This window comes from Natrinema halophilum (assembly GCF_013402815.2).
GTDB lineage: Archaea > Halobacteriota > Halobacteria > Halobacteriales > Natrialbaceae > Natrinema > Natrinema halophilum.
In genome coordinates, this window is sequence record NZ_CP058601.1 from 2,938,633 (window position 1) to 2,956,034 (window position 17,402).

Annotated in this window: 15 protein-coding genes; 9 read left to right on the forward strand and 6 right to left on the reverse strand. The window is 63.5% G+C overall.

Annotated elements, in window-relative coordinates; genetic code table 11:
• Nucleotides 1–118: 118 nt before the first annotated feature.
• Nucleotides 119–2,110, forward strand: a complete 1,992-nt coding sequence (locus HYG82_RS34935; protein WP_179261867.1) for a fibronectin type III domain-containing protein — start codon at nucleotides 119–121, stop codon at nucleotides 2,108–2,110.
• 71 nt (nucleotides 2,111–2,181) lie between these two features.
• On the opposite strand, the gene rnz is transcribed toward HYG82_RS34935, so the two are convergent.
• On the reverse strand, nucleotides 2,182–3,108 hold the full coding sequence (gene rnz, locus HYG82_RS34940) for a ribonuclease Z (protein WP_179261869.1): 927 nt from the start codon (nucleotides 3,106–3,108) through the stop codon (nucleotides 2,182–2,184).
• A 301-nt stretch (nucleotides 3,109–3,409) separates the two neighbouring features.
• On the opposite strand from rnz, the gene HYG82_RS34945 reads away from it, so the two are divergent.
• Together HYG82_RS34945 and HYG82_RS34950 are read left to right on the forward strand one after the other, a co-directional pair.
• On the forward strand, nucleotides 3,410–4,540 hold the full coding sequence (locus HYG82_RS34945; protein WP_179261871.1) for a DUF7282 domain-containing protein: 1,131 nt from the start codon (nucleotides 3,410–3,412) through the stop codon (nucleotides 4,538–4,540).
• Between the two features lie 55 nt (nucleotides 4,541–4,595).
• Complete coding sequence (locus tag HYG82_RS34950) at nucleotides 4,596–5,600, forward strand: AAA family ATPase (RefSeq protein WP_179261873.1); 1,005 nt, start codon at nucleotides 4,596–4,598, stop codon at nucleotides 5,598–5,600.
• A 212-nt stretch (nucleotides 5,601–5,812) separates the two neighbouring features.
• On the opposite strand, the gene HYG82_RS34955 is transcribed toward HYG82_RS34950, so the two are convergent.
• Nucleotides 5,813–6,916, reverse strand: a complete 1,104-nt coding sequence (locus HYG82_RS34955) for a THUMP domain-containing protein (protein WP_179261875.1) — start codon at nucleotides 6,914–6,916, stop codon at nucleotides 5,813–5,815.
• A gap of 218 nt (nucleotides 6,917–7,134) precedes the next feature.
• On the opposite strand from HYG82_RS34955, the gene HYG82_RS34960 reads away from it, so the two are divergent.
• The gene (locus HYG82_RS34960; protein WP_006671604.1) at nucleotides 7,135–7,695 is read left to right on the forward strand and encodes a TATA-box-binding protein; all 561 of its coding nucleotides are present in this window, start codon (nucleotides 7,135–7,137) and stop codon (nucleotides 7,693–7,695) included.
• A 331-nt stretch (nucleotides 7,696–8,026) separates the two neighbouring features.
• Nucleotides 8,027–8,446 (forward strand): DUF7344 domain-containing protein, encoded by a 420-nt coding sequence (locus HYG82_RS34965; protein WP_179261877.1) that lies wholly within the window; start codon nucleotides 8,027–8,029, stop codon nucleotides 8,444–8,446.
• 11 nt (nucleotides 8,447–8,457) lie between these two features.
• Here HYG82_RS34965 and hisG read toward each other — a convergent pair whose 3' ends face one another.
• Entirely contained in the window at nucleotides 8,458–9,318 is an 861-nt protein-coding gene (gene hisG / locus HYG82_RS34970) for an ATP phosphoribosyltransferase (RefSeq protein WP_179261879.1), read from the reverse strand.
• A 138-nt stretch (nucleotides 9,319–9,456) separates the two neighbouring features.
• Between hisG and HYG82_RS34975 the strand changes: the two genes are divergently transcribed.
• Nucleotides 9,457–11,811 carry a heavy metal translocating P-type ATPase gene (locus HYG82_RS34975; RefSeq protein WP_425495353.1) on the forward strand — a complete coding sequence of 785 codons (2,355 nt, stop codon included), beginning with the start codon at nucleotides 9,457–9,459 and terminating at the stop codon, nucleotides 11,809–11,811.
• Between the two features lie 170 nt (nucleotides 11,812–11,981).
• Here the strand turns inward: HYG82_RS34975 and HYG82_RS34980 are convergent, their stop codons facing one another.
• Nucleotides 11,982–12,629 (reverse strand): helix-turn-helix domain-containing protein, encoded by a 648-nt coding sequence (locus tag HYG82_RS34980; protein WP_235217705.1) that lies wholly within the window; start codon nucleotides 12,627–12,629, stop codon nucleotides 11,982–11,984.
• Nucleotides 12,630–12,805: 176 nt separating this feature from the next.
• Here HYG82_RS34980 and HYG82_RS34985 point away from each other — a divergent pair, with 176 nt between their 5' ends.
• Nucleotides 12,806–13,765: an ABC transporter ATP-binding protein gene (locus HYG82_RS34985; RefSeq protein WP_179261881.1), complete on the forward strand. Its 960-nt coding sequence runs from the start codon at nucleotides 12,806–12,808 to the stop codon at nucleotides 13,763–13,765.
• The gene (locus HYG82_RS34990; RefSeq protein ID WP_179261883.1) at nucleotides 13,762–14,658 is read left to right on the forward strand and encodes an ABC transporter permease subunit; all 897 of its coding nucleotides are present in this window, start codon (nucleotides 13,762–13,764) and stop codon (nucleotides 14,656–14,658) included. The genes HYG82_RS34985 and HYG82_RS34990 overlap by 4 nt, the downstream gene beginning before the upstream one ends.
• A gap of 112 nt (nucleotides 14,659–14,770) precedes the next feature.
• On the opposite strand, the gene HYG82_RS34995 is transcribed toward HYG82_RS34990, so the two are convergent.
• Nucleotides 14,771–15,139 (reverse strand): SHOCT domain-containing protein, encoded by a 369-nt coding sequence (locus HYG82_RS34995; RefSeq protein WP_179261885.1) that lies wholly within the window; start codon nucleotides 15,137–15,139, stop codon nucleotides 14,771–14,773.
• A 414-nt stretch (nucleotides 15,140–15,553) separates the two neighbouring features.
• Here HYG82_RS34995 and HYG82_RS35000 point away from each other — a divergent pair, with 414 nt between their 5' ends.
• Complete coding sequence (locus HYG82_RS35000; RefSeq protein WP_179261887.1) at nucleotides 15,554–16,951, forward strand: permease; 1,398 nt, start codon at nucleotides 15,554–15,556, stop codon at nucleotides 16,949–16,951.
• A 210-nt stretch (nucleotides 16,952–17,161) separates the two neighbouring features.
• On the opposite strand, the gene HYG82_RS35005 is transcribed toward HYG82_RS35000, so the two are convergent.
• Nucleotides 17,162–17,359, reverse strand: a complete 198-nt coding sequence (locus HYG82_RS35005) for a heavy-metal-associated domain-containing protein (protein WP_179261889.1) — start codon at nucleotides 17,357–17,359, stop codon at nucleotides 17,162–17,164.
• Nucleotides 17,360–17,402 lie beyond the last annotated feature (43 nt).

The window sequence follows — 17,402 nt, forward strand, 5'->3', positions numbered from 1 at the left end:
GTTGCACCGAGGGCAGGGGGAGCAACGAGCGCGCTGCAAGGGCCCGTGCGCTTCTGTATTTAGCACCCACAGATGGGATGTAAAATGTAGATGACATGATCGCTATGGGAACACAGCAATGACTCATCCGAACGATACAGACGACGATGAACAGTTCTTCGAATCAGACACTCCGGCGAATTCGCCCCCCTCACGACGCACTTTCGTACAGGCCGCCGGTGCCGGTGCGGGAACGCTCGCACTCGGGGCGTCACCGGCTTCGGCCCAGGAGAGTCGGCCGACGGTATCGGTTACGCTCGCTGACGATCAGATCGAATCCGGCGGGGCGACAACCGCAACGATTCGGATCGAGAACTCGCCTGAGGGTTCGGCCGGCTGTACCACCGAGTTCGCGGTCGACCCCGACGTCGCCCAGATCACTGCGGTCGAACTGGGCGAGTACGGGAGGGATATCATCGAAGACCAGCTAAACAGCGAAATTGAAGCCAACGGCGGCTCGGTCTCGTCGATCGACCCGAGCGTCTTCGGATCGATCGACGAGACCGAGTACGAGTTGGCAACGCTTCGACTCGAGGGCCAGGGGAACGGCACAACCGAACTCGAACTCGTCGACTTCGTGTTGACTCCGCCGGACGATGGCACAATCGAGAACGCAAGCTACGACGCACCGTCGGTAACCGTCGGCACGGACTCCGGGTCCGGAGCCGACCCCGTTGCGCTCGACACGCCCACGAATCTCGAAGTCGTCGCCGGGAACGAGACGTCGGTCGAGGTCTCGTGGAGTTCGGTCTCGAACGCCGTCGAATACGCCGTCTCCGTCGACGGAACGCGGAAAACCTCGACGACTTCGACGAGCGCGACCATCACCGGACTCGACGCGGGCACGACCTACGAGATCGGCGTCAGCGCCGTCGGGCAGGGCGGCGTCGCGTCCGACGCCGCGACCGTACAGGTAACGACGGCCGCCGGTGCGCAGGCGGACACGCCAACGCTCACAGTCGACCTCGAAACCGCGATGATCCAGCCCGGCGAGACGACGACTGTCAATTTCGGTCTGACTGAAGCGCCAACCGGGCTGGTTGGCTTCCAGATCGAGCCCAGCGTCGATACTGAAGTCGCGACCATCGTCGATGCCGAACTCGGCGAGACGTACAGATCGACCCTGTTCCGCGAAGTCGAGACCGGAGCGGGCTCCGCGATGCTCCGCGCGATATACACCCTCGACGCCGGCACTACCGACATCGATTTCGGTCACGTCGAACTCGAGGCCGTTGCGAACGGTGAAACCGCTGTCGAGGTCGAGATCGTCCGGCTCGAGGACACGGATGCCAATAGCGTCGAGGCCACGGTCGAGGATGCGACGCTTACCGTCGGCGGCCAAAGCGATTCAGACCCCGAGTCGCCCACTCCCCCTGAGGGGCTCGAAGTCACCGCCGAGACCGAGACGTCGGTCGAACTATCGTGGGGTTCAGTCTCGAACGCGGTCGAATACGCGATATTCGTCGACGGCACACAACAAACGACGACGACGTCGACGAGCGCGACCATCACCGGACTCGATGCGGACACGACCTACGAGGTCGGCGTCAGCGCCGTCGGTCAGGGAGGTGCCAGGTCGGACGTGGTAACCGTGCAGGCGACGACGAAAAATGCCGGCAACGGTGAGGGCGATCAGAACGAGGGCGGCAGTGGCGGCTACCCCGAGTGGGACTCGAGCGTTCTCTACCAGTCGGGTGATCGCGTCCGCTGGAACGGCGAAGTCTGGGTCGCACAGTGGAAAAATCAAAACGCGGAGCCCCGCTACGAGGTGAATTACGCCTGGGCTCCACTAAACGGCGAGATCCCGCTCGAGGTGGACTACCTTGCAAAGATCAAACCGAGCGCGACAACAGTCGGAGTCGGCGAACGAATCGTTTTCCAGGTTCGGGAGCAGACGGCTTCCAGTTACTGGGTCGACACGCTTCAGTGGGATCTCGGTGACGGAACGACCGCCAGCGGCTGGTACGTCGGTCACTCCTACGATTCCAGTGGCACCTATGCCGTGACTCTCACGGCGGTGGATAACTTGGGACGACAGACAACCCACGAAATCGAGATCATTGTCTCCTGACCGCGGCCCAGAGCGCCGGCCGAGTCGTCTTCCGCCCTCGAACTGTACGGCCGTACTTCGAGCGTCGCCGGTCAGTCGTCCGAATACGGAATCTCGAGTGCGTCGCCGTCGTCGGGGAGGATGACGTCACCCTCGAAGACCTCCCTGGCCTGCCGTTCGTGGCCCGTGGTGTCGCCTGCATACCGGGAGGACAGGTGCATCAGCGCGAGGCAGTCGGCACCGGCCCGGTTCGCGATTTCTGCGGCCTGTCGTGCCGTCGAGTGGGCGGTATCGGTGGCCCGATCGGCGCGGTCGTCGGCGAACGTCGCGTCGTGGATCAACAGGTCGGGATCGTCGACGACGCCGATCGTCGACTCGGTGGGACGCGTATCGCCCGTGTAGACGACCGCCCGGCCCGGACGCGGGTCACCGACTACTTGATCGGGCTCGACGACGGTGCCGTCCTCGAGTTCGACGGATTCGCCCGCGTGGAGTGTCGAGAATTTCGGGCCGACCGGGACGCCCAGCTCTTCGGCGCGCTCGCGGTCGAAACGGCCTTTGCGTTCGTCTTCGACGAGCGCGTAGCCGACCGACCGGGTGTCGTGATCGGTATCGAACGCCCGAATTTCGTACTCTTCCGCGCGGGAGGCGACGTCCCCGCCGCCGACCTCGTTGATCCGAACGGGAAACGAGGGGTGGTTTCCGAGGGCGGACACGAGCGATTTGAGCTGGCGGCGCGTGCCGCGGGGTGTGTAGATTGCCAGTGGCTCCTCGCGGTCGTTGAAGTCCATCGTCTGGAGCAATCCGGGAATTCCGAAGACGTGATCGCCGTGGAGGTGCGTGACGAACAGTTGCGAGACGGAAAACCCCGTTCCGAACCGCATCATCTGGCGTTGGGTCCCCTCGCCGGCGTCGAACAGTAGTCCCTCTCCGTCGCGGGCGACGAAGACGCTGCTCGGATTCCGCCCCGTCGTCGGAATCGCACCGGCCGTCCCCAGGAACGTCACGCGCAGTGGCATCGGTAAACGTTCGACGGGCCGCGGCTAAACCCGCTTCGGATCGCTCGCCGACGGTATCTGTGGGGCATTCTCCCCGGCCCGACATGGTATGGGGTGCCAAACGGACTATCGAGGGCGCCTACCGTCCGGCAACTCGTTCGGTTCTCGCATAGAGCCCGTTCGTTTCGTCCTCGAACGACGCGTCCGAACCGTCGTAATTCGAGATTATTCAGATAAGCTGCCCCGAATCGGATCGTCAGTTTGCGAACGGACTGCGCGTTTTACGTCCGTCGAATGCTACCACCGTGACGACGACACCCCAATGAGCTCGAGACAGACGCTTGGCACGGTCAAGCGAATCGGTGCGATCCTGATCGCGATCGTGATCGTCGCCGCAGCCGGTATCGTCGTGGGTCAGGCCCCCATGATCTTCGGCGTCGAGGAGGAACCGAAGGCGTCGATCACGTTCGAAGATCAACAGGGCAACGGCTCTACCGTCACGATCCGGGAAGTGACTCTCTCGGACGGCGGCTACGTCGTCATCACCGACGGCGGCGACGAGCCGTTGGCCGTCTCCGACCGTCTCGAGGCGGGTACCCACGAGAACGTCACGGTCGAGCGCGAGGACGATGCGACGCGCGAACTGATCGGCCAGTTGACGGCGACGGTGCATCAGGACACTGCTGACGAAGCGGGCTACGCCTACGAGTCGAGCAACGGCGAGGAAGACCAGCCGTACCTCGATGACGGGTTCCCGGTCAGCGACACTGCGACGGTGACCTCGTCCGACGAGAGCGCGCTCAGTGACTCCTTCCTCGTCGAGTCGATCGACGCACCGGCGACGGCGACGACCAACGAGACGATCGAGATAGACGCTCGGGTCCGCAACCCGACCGAGTTCCGGACGCAACAGCCGGTCGAGGTTCGCGTCGACGGTTCTGTCATCGACAGGCAGGTTCTGGAACTCGAAGGCGGCGAGACTCGGAACGTGACCCTCGAGACGAACACGAACCGCGCACCAGCCGGCACCCAGACCATCGGGGTTTACACCGAGGACGACGGCGAACTCGCCTCGATCGACCTCGAGTTCCACACCGATCCGACCGTCGCGGTTTCCGACGCGAGCAACGAGAGCGTGACGGTGTCGGCCGCGATTCCCGAACGCGGGTTCGTCGCCGTCGAGCGAAACGGGATCGTACTCGGGACCAGCGACGAACTCCGACCCGGCGAGCACGAGAACGTCACCGTCGATCTGGAGGACGACGGCTCGGTGAACGCCACGGCCGAGCTGACGGCGACGCTTTACGGCGGCGCATCAGAAAACGTCGATGCGGCTTCGACGATCGAGTACGAGGGCGCGCCCGTGCGAACCACGTTCACGATCGCGGAGGCGGCTGCCGACGACTCCGAAGCCACCGGCCCTGGATCTGACAACGAGTCGAACGTTGGCTAACTGGCCGACAGTACAATCGACCGATTCTTACCCGTCCCTCCCCTATCCGCTGGCGATGGACGCGCCGCTGTGGACCGAAACCCACGCCCCGGAGCTGGCCGAGTTGCCACAGGACGACGCTCGCGAGTACTTAGAGCGAGCGGTCGAGGAGCCGATCAACCTCCTTTTGCAAGGCCCGCCCGGGAGCGGAAAGACGGCCGCAGCACGCGCGCTGGCCCGTGAGGCTCACGAGGACCCGGACAACGATTTCGTCGAGATCAACGTCGCCGACTTCTTCGGCCGGACCAAGACGGAGATCAAAAACGATCCACGGTTCGAACACTTCCTCGTCGGTCGCTCCTCGATGTCGAAACGGGATATGATAAATCACGTCCTCAAGGAGTCTGCGAGCTACGCTCCCGTTTCGGGCGGATACACCACCATCTTGCTCGACAACGCCGAGGACGTTCGCGAAGACTTTCAGCAGGCCCTCCGGCGAATCATGGAGAAACACCACCGGACGACGCAGTTTATCGTCGCCACACGCCAGCCCACCAAGCTCATCCCGCCGATCCGGTCGCGATGCTTCCCCGTTTCGTTTCGCGCCCCCACGAGCGAGGAAATCGTTACTACCCTCGACCGCATCGTCGCCCAAGAGGGTGTCGACTACGACGCAGACGGCCTCGAGTTCGTCGCGGGCTACGCTAACGGGAACCTCAGGCAGGCAATCCTGGCAGCGCAGACGACGGTCGAAGACGCGGGCGAACTGACGATGAGCGCGGCCTACGAGACGATCGGCGACGTCGGTCTGGACGACGAAGTCGAATCGATGCTGGACGACGCCGAAGCCGGCGAGTTTACGGACGCCCGCAAGACGCTGGACGAACTGCTCGTCGACGAAGGACTGGACGGTACCAAGGTGCTCGAGGCGATTCTGCGGATCGGACGCAAGCGGTACCAGGGGCGACAGCTCGCGCGAATCCACCGGCTGGCTGCGGACATCGAATTCGAGATGCACGAGGGGACGAGCGACCGAGTCCACGTCTCGCACCTGCTGGCGGAACTCGGCCGAGAGGCCTGAGCCCCCTGCTGTCGACTTACACGATCTGAGCGTTCCGTTGTCCGACCGGTCGATCTGTAGTGCCTCACGACTCGGTAACGTGGTGAAAGCACTCGAGCACCGTTTCGGGAACCGGATAATTATGGTGAGACGCACACTCGGACGGATCTGGTCCGAATCTATCCCGGTGACCCCATCGACACGTGTCGTCGGTCGTAGCTGGTTTCCCCGGCCTACTTCGATCGCCGCTCGAGCACCATCACGTATCGCGTTAGCGACCGATGTACATGCCGCTCGAACGCCGACTCGAGTTTCCAGCCGGCCGCTCGGGCCTCGCCGGCCCACGTCCGATCCGCGATCACGACCGCTCGCGGCGCGACCCGGTGAGCCTCGGAGAGCGCACCTGCAACGAGGTCCTCGAGTCGGTGGGTGTCGATCTTCGACTGGCGGCCGTAGGGCGCGTCGAAGACGACGCCATCGACGGCGTCGTTCGCCAATGGAAGCCGCGTCGCATCGCCGCGGCCGACGTGCCACGAGCCCCGAGTAACGCCGGTCGGCGACGGTTCGTCGGTCTCGAGGAAGTGCCTCAAATTTTCCCGCGCTCCCGCGGCCATCTTCGCTTGCGCGTCGGTACCGATCACGTCTGCGCCGACGAGACCGGCTTCGACGAGGACGCCGCCGGTTCCACACATCGGATCCAGGATCGTCGCGCCCTGTCGAGCACCTGCGACGTTCGCGACGGCGCGCGCGAGCAAGGGGTCCATACTCCCGGGCTGGAAAAACGGTTTGTCCGTCGGCGCTCGAGTCCCGAAGTCGCGGACGCTCTCGGCGACCAGCCACCCCAGCGCGCAGACGGAGACCGGTTCGCCATCCGGGTCGTCGTCGCTACTTTCGAAGCCGTCTCCGAGAGACCGCCGCCCGCTGGATTCCCCGCCGGACTCGAGAATCCCCTCGGAAAAGACGACCCGCAAAAGATGGTCCGGATCTTCGAGATCGACCGTAAAGCCCCGGTCGACCAGTATCTGACCCAGTTCCCGTTCCGCACGCTCGGTACTCACGCCGGTCGAACCGTGGACGTCGGTCCCGCGCACTGCGACCGATCCGGTTCGGTCGATCGCCGTGGCCTCGAGAATTGCGCGGGCGCTCGCGAGGTCCGCCTCGCCCCGGCCGAGGCACTCGCTGGCGCGGTGGGTGTAGGCGAGACCTCGGACGCGCTCGGGGACGGTCGCGTCGGCGACGGCGAGACCGGGCGCGATCCGATCGACGCCGGCCGCCGCGCTTCGGGCCTCTCGAGCCGCGAACGCGTCGTCCTCTCCACCCAACTCGAGCAGATACACGGTGAATTGTCACCGCCACTTGCGTATGAGGCTGCCGTTTTCGGTGACTCGGTCGTCGCTGCGTCCGGGTCGATCGTCGCTCTCGAGGGATCGTGGCTGGTAGCGTCGACTGCTGGCCGTCTACGATGGCCCTGAATTGATGTTAGTCGTATATACCGGATATATCAGGTGGCGGTACCAACCTTTATAAACCTTAAATACGTCTTTTTAAGCGACTAATGACGGATCCGAAGGACACCATCAACATCGAAAACGTGGTGGCGTCGACCGGCATCGGGCAGGAACTCGACCTCCAGAGCGTCGCAATGGACCTCGAAGGGGCCGACTACGACCCCGAACAGTTCCCCGGTCTCGTTTACCGCACCCAGAATCCCAAGTCCGCCGCCCTGATCTTTCGATCGGGGAAAATCGTCTGTACCGGCGCGAAAAGCACCGACGACGTCCACGAGAGTCTTCGCATCGTCTTCGATAAGCTTCGCGAACTCCAGATTCAGGTCAACGAAGACCCCGAAATCGTCGTCCAGAACATCGTTACCTCGGCCGATCTGGGCCGAAATCTCAACCTGAACGCGATCGCCATCGGGCTGGGACTCGAGAACATCGAGTACGAACCCGAGCAGTTCCCGGGCCTCGTCTACCGCCTCGACGAACCGGAGGTCGTCGCTCTGCTCTTTGGCTCCGGCAAACTCGTTATCACCGGGGGTAAAAAGCCCGAAGATGCCGAACACGCCGTCGACAAGATCGTCTCCCGACTCGAGGATCTGGGCTTGCTCGAATAACGTCGTCAGCTTTCCTCGCCGGTCGTTCGAGAGATCACCGACGCCACACTCACCTCGTTTCGGCGTTCGGTCCAGTCACGTTCGTATCCGATCGCTTCTCTCCTCGAATTCCGGATTCCCGTCGCACTCGATTTCGAGACCCGGCCCACTGGAGATCACCGAACGCTATACCCGTCACACTATCGTTCGACCCGACACTTCGCGTCGGTTGGATCGGATTACCGATCGTTCAAATACGGTCGACGGGGCCAGAATCGCGTGAATCGGTGCTGATTCGACGAAACGACCGACTGCGTTTATTCCATAATCGACCGCCGAGTCTCACGTGCCCATGACGATTCACTCGGACCGAACGACGCCCGTTTCTGATCGGATGGTATCCGCGAACGGCGGCGCAGTCGGTCATCGGTCGCTTCCGCGGGAGACACTCGATCAAGTACTCGACAGCGACCGTCGGAGCGAGGTGATTCGATGCCTCCTCGCTGCGGACGGGCCGATCGCGGTCCGAACGCTGGTCGGCCGCCTTGCAGACGCGGAAGACGATGCGACCCTCGAGACGACGATCCATCAGCTACGCCAGCGGATTCACGTCTCCCTGTGTCGGACCCACCTTCCGTTGCTCGATGAACAGGATATCGTGACCTACGATCGGGTTCGAAGTCTCGTCGGGCCTGGAGCAAACCTCGCTGCGTTCGAATCAGTACTCGAGTACGAGTCGCTCGAACGTCCAATCACCGGTCGGCTGGGATGAACCGCCTGCGACTACTCGACGAGTCGCTCGATTTCCGTCACTAAAATATCGCTCGCGCCGGCGTTTTTTACCTCCGTAATCGTCTCGAAGACGTCCCCCTCGTTGACGACCGCGTGAACCGCGACGGTCGCTTCGTCCTCGTCCTCGTCGGCGATGTCCATCACCGTCGGCCCACCGAGGCCGGGAATGACGTCACGGATATCCGCGAGTCGATCCCGGGGAACGTTCATCATCAGGTACCGCTTCCCCTCGGCGCGTTTCACCGACGAGAGGGCGGTCCTGACCTCTTCGACCTTCGATTCCTCGAGGACGTCATCGCGGCCGAATAGTCGGACGGAACTTGAGAGAACCTCTTCGACGACGGCCAGTCGGTTCATCTTCAGCGTCGTCCCGGTGCTCGTGATGTCGACGATGGCGTCGGCCATTTCGACGTGGGGTGTAAGTTCGGTCGCGCCCGACACTTCGACGATGTCGGGTTCGACGCCGGTACCGGCGAAGAAATCGGCGGTGATGTTCGGAAACTCGGTGGCGACGATCTTGCCCGCCAGGTCGTCGACGCTCTCGATGTCCCCGTCTTCGGGTGCTGCTAACACGAGTCGACAGCGTCCGAACTCGAGGTCGAGCAACTCGGCGACGTTGTCGACGCGGGCTTCCTGGACCTGATCGAAGCCGGTGATACCGAGATCGGCCGCGCCGTCGGCGACGTACTCCGGGATATCGGCCGCGCGGGCGAACAGCACCGTGACGTCCGGATCGACGGTATCGGCGTAGAGTTTCCGATCGGCCCCGTTCTCGAGGTGGAGCCCCGCCCGCTCCAGGAGGTCGATCGTCGGCTCGTGCAGGCGGCCCTTGTTGGGAACGGCAATTCGCATATACGCCGCGTTGCACGTCAGCGGGGAATTGTCTTTTCATCCAGCCGAGCGGCCGGCTCACGTTGCGGCCTCGTTCCGGACATCGCCACCCGCAGCTCCTTGGTGCATGATCCCGTCTTTCCGCCCGTGAACTGAATGATGGACGACCGCGATCACGGAACCGGGAACGCGTCCGACGACGACCGAGATGACCACCTGCGGTCGGATCGGGTCGAGGAGTCGATGCTCGAAGACGAGGCGGACGACGCGGAGCGAGGTCGCGACGAGATCCGCGACCGACAGGAGCACCAAGGGGACCACGCGGGGCACGAACACGAGACCGGTGACGCCCACCGGGGCGGCGGTGGCGGCAACAACGGGGATACCCACGGCGGGGATGGGATGCACAGTACCGACCGCGAGCACGACGATCACGGCGGTGGCGGTATGCACGCCGGCCACGAAACCATGTTCCGTCGACGGTTTTTCGTCTCGACGCTGCTCTCGATTCCGGTCCTCCTGTACAGCGAAACGCTCCAGGAGTGGCTCGGCTTCTCGGTCCCGGCGTTTCCCGGCAGCGAGTGGATCAACCCCGTTTTCGCGGTGATCGTCTTCGCCTACGGCGGGGTCCCGTTCCTCCGGATGGCCGCACCCGAATTGCGCGAGCGCGCGCCGGGGATGATGACGCTCATTTCGATGGCGATCACCGTCGCGTTCGTCTACAGCCTCGCGAGCGTCGTCGTCCCCACCGAATCGGCGTTCTTCTGGGAACTCGTCACACTCATCGACATCATGTTGCTCGGCCACTGGATCGAGATGCGCAGCGTCCGGCGGGCCTCAAGCGCGCTGGACGAACTGGCGAGGCTCATGCCCGATACTGCGGAGCTGATCACCGACGACGGTGAGACGGAGGAAGTTCCCGCGAACGAACTCGAGGAAGGGGATCTCGTGCTCGTCCGGCCCGGTGCGAGCGTCCCCGCCGACGGCGTCGTCGAGGAGGGTGATTCGGACGTCAACGAGTCGATGATCACCGGCGAGTCCACGCCCGTCTCGAAGGAACCCGGTGCCGAGGTGATCGGCGGAACGGTAAACGGCGACGGGAGCCTTCGCGTCCGGATTAGTGCGACGGGCGAGGAGACGACGCTGGCTGGCATCATGCGTCTCGTCGAGGAGGCCCAGCAGAGCGAGTCGCGGACGCAGGCGCTCGCGGATCGCGCGGCCGGCTGGCTGTTCTACGTCGCGCTCGGTGCGGCCGTCGTCACGGCCGTCGCGTGGACGGTCGCGAGGGGGTTCGATTCGTCGGTGATCGAACGCGTCGTCACCGTCCTCGTCATCGCCTGTCCGCACGCCCTCGGGCTGGCGATCCCGCTGGTCATCGCGATCAACACCTCGCTCGCCGCGCGCAACGGCATGCTCGTCAGGGATCGAATCGCCATGGAGCAGGCACGGAACCTCGACACCGTCGTCTTCGACAAGACCGGGACGCTCACCGAGGGCGAGCAGGGCGTCGTCGATATCGCAACCGTCGATGGCGTCACCGAGGAGGAAGCCTTCACGCTCGCAGCCTCCGTCGAAGCGGATTCGGAACACATGATCGCGCAAGCGATCCGCGAGGCGGCCGACGAACGCGGCATCTCGAGGCTGACCGCGACCGACTTCGAGGCGCTGAAAGGACGTGGCGTTCGCGCGACGGTGGACGGGGCGGCGCTCCGCGCGGCCGGATTGTCTCGCGGCGATGAGCCGCGAGACGGCGAACGCGTCCACGTCGGTGGCCCGAATCTCCTCTCCGAACTCGAAGGCGACGTGCCGGCAGCACTCGAGCAGTTCGCCGACCGGGCCGGTGAGAACGCACAGACGGTCGTTTATTTGGTCAGGGAGGGAACTCCGGTGGCCGCATTCGCGCTCGCCGACGTCATCCGCGACCAGAGCTATCAAGTCGTCGACGCGCTCCACGAACTCGGGCTCGAGGTGGCAATGTTGACCGGCGATTCCGAGGACGTGGCCCGCGCCGTCGCGGACGACCTCGGGATCGATACGGTCTTCGCCGAGGTGTTACCGGAGGACAAGGACGCGAAAGTGACGGAACTCCGCGAGCGGGGTGATATGGTTGCGATGGTCGGCGACGGCGTCAACGACGCACCGGCGCTCACTCGAGCGGATATCGGCATCGCGATCGGGAGCGGGACGGACGTCGCCGTCCAGTCTGCGGACATCATTCTCGTCCAGAACAATCCGATGGACGTCGTCCGGCTCGTAACGCTCAGCCGAGCGAGCTACCGGAAGATGCAACAGAATCTCGTCTGGGCCGCTGGGTACAACGTCTTCGCGCTCCCGCTGGCTGCCGGAATCCTCGCTCCGATCGGTATCCTCCTCTCGCCGGCCGTCGGCGCGCTGCTCATGTCGCTCAGCACGGTGATCGTCGCGATCAACGCGCAGTTCCTCCGGCGCATCGACCTCTCCGTGCCGAGTCTACCGGGGGTCTCCGCGCCGCGGGAACCACAACCGGCAGACTGACCGGCGAGCGAATCGCGAGGCGCTCACCAGACGTTTCCCGTTGGCCGACTGCGCTCCCGTTTGCCATCGGGTGGGAGCTGATCGCGACAGCCCTTTTAGTACCAGATCCGCTCGACGATTCGTGCGCCCGCAACGCCACCCCCGGGCGGACGAACGGGTCCAGTCTCGAGTCAGAGATGATGGCCGAACAGATTCCGCTCGGCCCGCTGGAGGTGCTCGGCGACCGTCGACGAATCGACGCCGAGTTCGGCCGCGACGTCTTCGGTCGTCACCGTTCGTGGGACCTCGTAATACCCCAGTTCGTGAGCGGTCCGGACCGCCTCCCGTTGGCGGGCGGTCAGTTCGGCCAGCGGGTGGTCGCGCCCCTCATACGGTCCGAATTTCCGCAGGTCCAGCGATACTCCCGCAGCCTCGTAATCGTCGACGGTTCCGGCTATCGTTTCCTGCGATCCAACCAACGAGAGGGTGACACCTCGCCGACTCACGTTCGGGTCGCAGGTTCCGACCAGATCGTCCGCGCTGTCGGCGAGGCTTTCGGGGAGTTCCGACGCGGTAAACGCGATCACGTAGCGGTGTTCGTCGGCGGATTCCGCGATCCGCTCCCACCAGTCGACGGACTCGAGCGCGTCGAGTCGGTCTTCGTCGATCGACCGCTCGACCGCGACCTGGACGATCGCACCGGTCCCGTGACACGCGAGCGCCTCGAATCCCAGAACGCCCGAGTCACGACTGAGGGACACGAGTTCCGCGATACCCATCGTCTCGAACGCCGTCTCGCCGAGCGCCACCCGCGCTTCGCGCATGGTCAACGGTGACATCAGTCGCGCACGAACAAAGCGTTTTCCACCGTTGCGCTTCGTGTCCGTGCCGAGCGGCCGCCCGTCGACTCGTCCCTTGCCCGAGGCTGTGGTCCGGCGGCCGCACGAGGGGGACATAAACCGGCCCAGTATACTCGGAGAACGATCCATGCGTTTCAGTCCGGTATCGTTCGCCGATGACCGCTATCGAGACGACCGACCTGACCAAACGCTTCGGCGACGATATCCTGGCCGTAGACGGGCTCGACCTGCACGTCGACGAGGGCGAAGTATTCGGCTTCCTCGGGCCGAACGGCGCCGGCAAATCGACGACCATCGATATGTTGCTGGACTACGTCCGCCCGACCGATGGAACCGCGACGGTCCTCGGCATGGACGTTCACGAGGACTCAGCGGCGCTCCGGGAGCGTATCGGCGTGCTTCCCGACGGGATTTCCCTCTACGACCGGTTGACGGGCCGCCGCCACATCGAGTTCGCGATCGAGTGGGCCGACGCCGGCGACGATCCCGGCGCGGTGCTGGCTCGAGTGGGACTGACCGAGTCCGACGCCGCTCGCCCGATCGGCGACTATTCGAAGGGGATGCAACAACGGCTCGCACTGGGGATGGCACTGGTCGGCGATCCCGACCTGCTCATCCTCGACGAACCCACTTCGGGGCTCGATCCGCACGGTATTCGCGAGCTGCGGGAGCTGGTCCGCCGGGAGGCGGCGAACGGAACGACGGTGTTTTTCTCGAGCCACATCCTCGATCAGGTGGACGCGGTCTGCGATCGCGTCGGTATCTTGTACGAGGGCGAACTGGTAGCCGTCGACACGGTCGAGGGATTACGCACGACCGTCGGGGCTGGCTCCGAACTGCGGCTCCGCGTGGCCGGCGATATCGATGCCGACGTGGCCGCCACCGCGGGCGTCGATTCGGTGCAGCTTTCTGGTGGCATCCTTCGGGTCACCTGCTCGGATTCGCGTGCGAAAGCGCGAGTCGTCACGCAGTTGACGAACGCCGGCGTCGATATCCTCGACGTCGACTCCGAGGACGCGTCCCTCGAGGACGTCTTTACGGCTTATACCTCCGAGAGTAACGGTCTCGAACCGGTGAATGCTGATCCCGATGGGGTCAGGGAGGTGATTCCGTGACGGCCTCCTGGACGGATGTCGCCCGGAAGGACTTCGAGGACGCCGTGCGGTCGAAGCTCCTGTGGGGGCTCATCACCGTTTTTGTCGCCTTTCTGGTGATGTCGTTGCTGTCCGCCGACCAACTCTTCTCGGAGTCCGTGACCGTCGACGCGACGATGGCGCTAACGGGTGTCGCGATGCTCGCACAGCTGTTCGTTCCCGGAATCGCGTTGGTTGCGGGCTACATGTCGGTGGTCGGCGAGCGCCGCACCGGGAGCCTCCGGGTGCTGCTGAGCTATCCGTTTTCCAGGAGTGACGTGGTGGCCGGAAAACTCGTCGGTCGACTGCTCGTCACCGGTACGGCCTTGGCCGTCGGATTCGCCGTTGCCAGCGCCATCACAGTGTCGCTGTACGGGTTTTCCGGCACGATGACGTTCATCGGATTCGTGGCGACCGGCGTTCTGCTCGGGGTGACGTTCACCGGCCTCGCAGTCGGGGGGTCGGCTGCCGCGTCGACTCGAGGGCGAGCACGGACGCTCACGATCGGTTCGTTCGTCGGAATGGTATTCTTCTGGAAACCGATCGTCGTCGGCCTGTACTACGTCGTCACCGGCGCACTCCCGGGGGTTCGAGCGGATCGATGGTACTTCTTCCTGAAGCGGTTGAATCCGCTCGAGGCCTACCGCGTCCTCACCGGAGCCGTCCTCGACCGGCGGGTGGCCGAAGTTCCCGAGTTTCCCATAGAAGACGTCCCCGCGTCGGTTTCGCCCGACCAACTCGAACTCGCCAATCGCGTCGCGGGCGAAATTCCGTTCTACCTCGCGGACTGGTTCTCCGTTGTCGTCCTGCTCACGTGGGGACTCGTTCCCATTGCTGTCGGCTACTGGCGGTTCGAGAACGCGGATCTCGGTTGACCTCGATTCGCCTGCGACCGATTCGGAGCCGAGCGAGACGAGTACCAGCATCACTTCGGCGAAGGAGGTCTCGAGCCGATTCGGTCGGCTGATCCTCGCCCATCGAAGTCGGTCACTCGTTTCGCTCGAGTGCATCTCGTCGCCGTTCGTACTCCTCGTCGTTCAGGTCGCCGCGGGCGTACGCGAGGCGAAGTTCCTCGAGCGCTCGATCGGTGTCGTCTCCGCCGGCCAGTGTGCGAACGAGGTAGTATCCGGCGCCGACGATGGCGGCGACGAACAGGAGCTGCATCAGGACGGCGACGAGAGCCATCCAACCGGCTCCCGTGCCGCCACCCCACATTCCGTGGCCCCACGCGCCACCCATCATCGGGCCGAACCCCATCATTCCGACGCCCATGAAAATCGCGGGGAGAACCACGAGGATACCGAGGGTAACGAGGACGATCGTGACAATATTCGTGTCTTCAGTTCGTGTTGTCATGGGATCTCACCGGTGACGGATCGTTCCGCCTCCAGGTAGAGAAACGTGCGCCTTTCTCAATGCAGTTGTCCTTTAGAATATCTGGTTTGATTCCGCGGTCTTCTTCATTTTCCATAGTCTATTTGCACTCGACTTTCGAGATCGGTTCTGAATTCCTCGAAACAATGCATTCGAGGGTATCGTGCCGTCTGGCAGCGTTTCTGCGAAAATCCGCAGCCGATACTCGAGCGCTTCTGGCGGTGTGAGTTCCTGCTATCGAAGCCGTCTACGCACCAGTCGACTACTCCCAGGCGATCTTCACGTTGGAAACCCTCCTCTATTCCGGCCCTTGCTTTCGCACCCGTGTTTTTCGGCCGTCAACGCATAGGATTCTGAACGACAACTGCAATAGCCGATCTTTCCGACGTATTATACATGGAACCGACACTTGTCGAGGGGGTCCTCGAGTCACTTCGGATCGGACTCGGATTCCTCTGGACGGCGGCGTGGGCGATCATCATGGGGCTTACGATCACGAGCCTCGTCCAGGTGTACGTCTCGAAGGAGCGTATGGCGCGAGTGCTCGGTGAAAGCGACCTCGAAAGTCTCGCGAAGGCGACCGTCTTCGGCGCGGCGAGCAGCGGGTGTAGTTTCGGTGCCGTCGCCATTGGCAAGGGCCTCTTCGCGAAGGGCGCTCACGCAGTGAATTTTCTCGCGTTCATGTTCGCCTCGACGAACCTGATCGTCGAACTTGGACTGATGATTCTGATCCTCCTGGGGTGGGAGTTTCTCGTCGCGGAACTCCTTGGCGGACTCATCCTCATCGCGGTCATGGCCGCTATCGTCCAGTTGACGCTCCCGGAGGCGCTCTTCGATGACGTTCGTGCGGAACTCAATCGGCGTGACCGCGACCGCGGTGTCACGGAAGACCCGACGTGCGGGATGGAAGGGAGCGACGAGCACTCCATCGTGACCGACGGCGGCGAGACGCTGCAATTCTGCTCCGAGGGATGTCTCGAGACCTATCGTCAGCAAACGGCGGGCGGCGGTGAGTGGCACGACGAACTCCGCTCCTGGGGAGGCTGGTACAAACTCGGCAACCAGTACCGCAAAGAGTGGTCGATGATCTGGAAGGACGTCGTCGCGGGCTTTCTCGTCTCGGGATTCGTCATCGTGTTCGTCCCCCAGCGGGTCTGGAACGCGCTGTTCGTTCAGGGCGACGGCCTGTTCGTGACCGCCGAGAACGCGATCATGGGCGTCGCGATCGCGGTCATCAGCTTCGTCGGGAGCATGGGGAACGTCCCGTTTGCGGTCGCGCTCTGGGGCGGCGGTATCAGCTTCGCCGGCGTCATCGCGTTCGTCTACGCTGATCTCATCACGATCCCGGTACTGAACGTTTACCGGAAGTACTACGGCTGGTCGATCATGCTGTACATCCTCGGCGTCTTTTTCGTGACCATGGCCTTTACCGGCTTTCTCATGGAACTGCTCTTCGACGCGCTCGGAATCGTGCCGAACCTGGCCGGCGGCGAAACGGCAACCGATGCGACGTACTTCGAGTTCAACTACACCTTCTATCTTAACCTCGTCGCGTTCGCACTTTCCGGCTTCCTCCTGTACGTGTACCGTCGCGGACTCGGCGCACCTGGACAGCATCGCGATCCGGTGTGTGGCATGCGGACCGACGATACTGGCCCGAGTGCCACGCACGACGGTGATACCTATTATTTCTGCTCGACCGCCTGCAAGCGGACGTTCGAAGATTCGCCATCCGAGTTCGCAGGGCACCCATCGCACAGTTCCGGTTCCGAAACAGCACACGATCACCACTGAAAACCGGATTTGTGGGGCTATTTGGCGGGGGATCGCGGTCGTTCGGCAACAACACTCCCGATATCGTTCCGAAGCGATCGTACTGCTTGGCCGTCCGTTCCGGCCGAAACCGACGGTATCCGTTGCACCGCTCACCACGCGACAGGGTAGTTCGAACAGCGGTTCTGCTGGTCGACTCGAGAAAGCGGGTACGCCGACGCGTCGGCGCTTTTATGCGGATGCGTCGTAGCCAGCCTCGTCGACTGCGTCGACGAGCACCTGTGGCGCTACATCCCCGTCGACGGTCACCCGTTCCGCGTCGCGGTCGACGTCGACGGTCGTTACGCCGTCGACGTCCTCGAGTGCCGCTTCGACGGTCTGTTCGCAGTGCTCGCAGGACATCCCTTCGACGGTAATCGTCTGGCTCATGTGAGTACGTACGGGTCGCTATTCTTTGTGGATTACTCTTCTC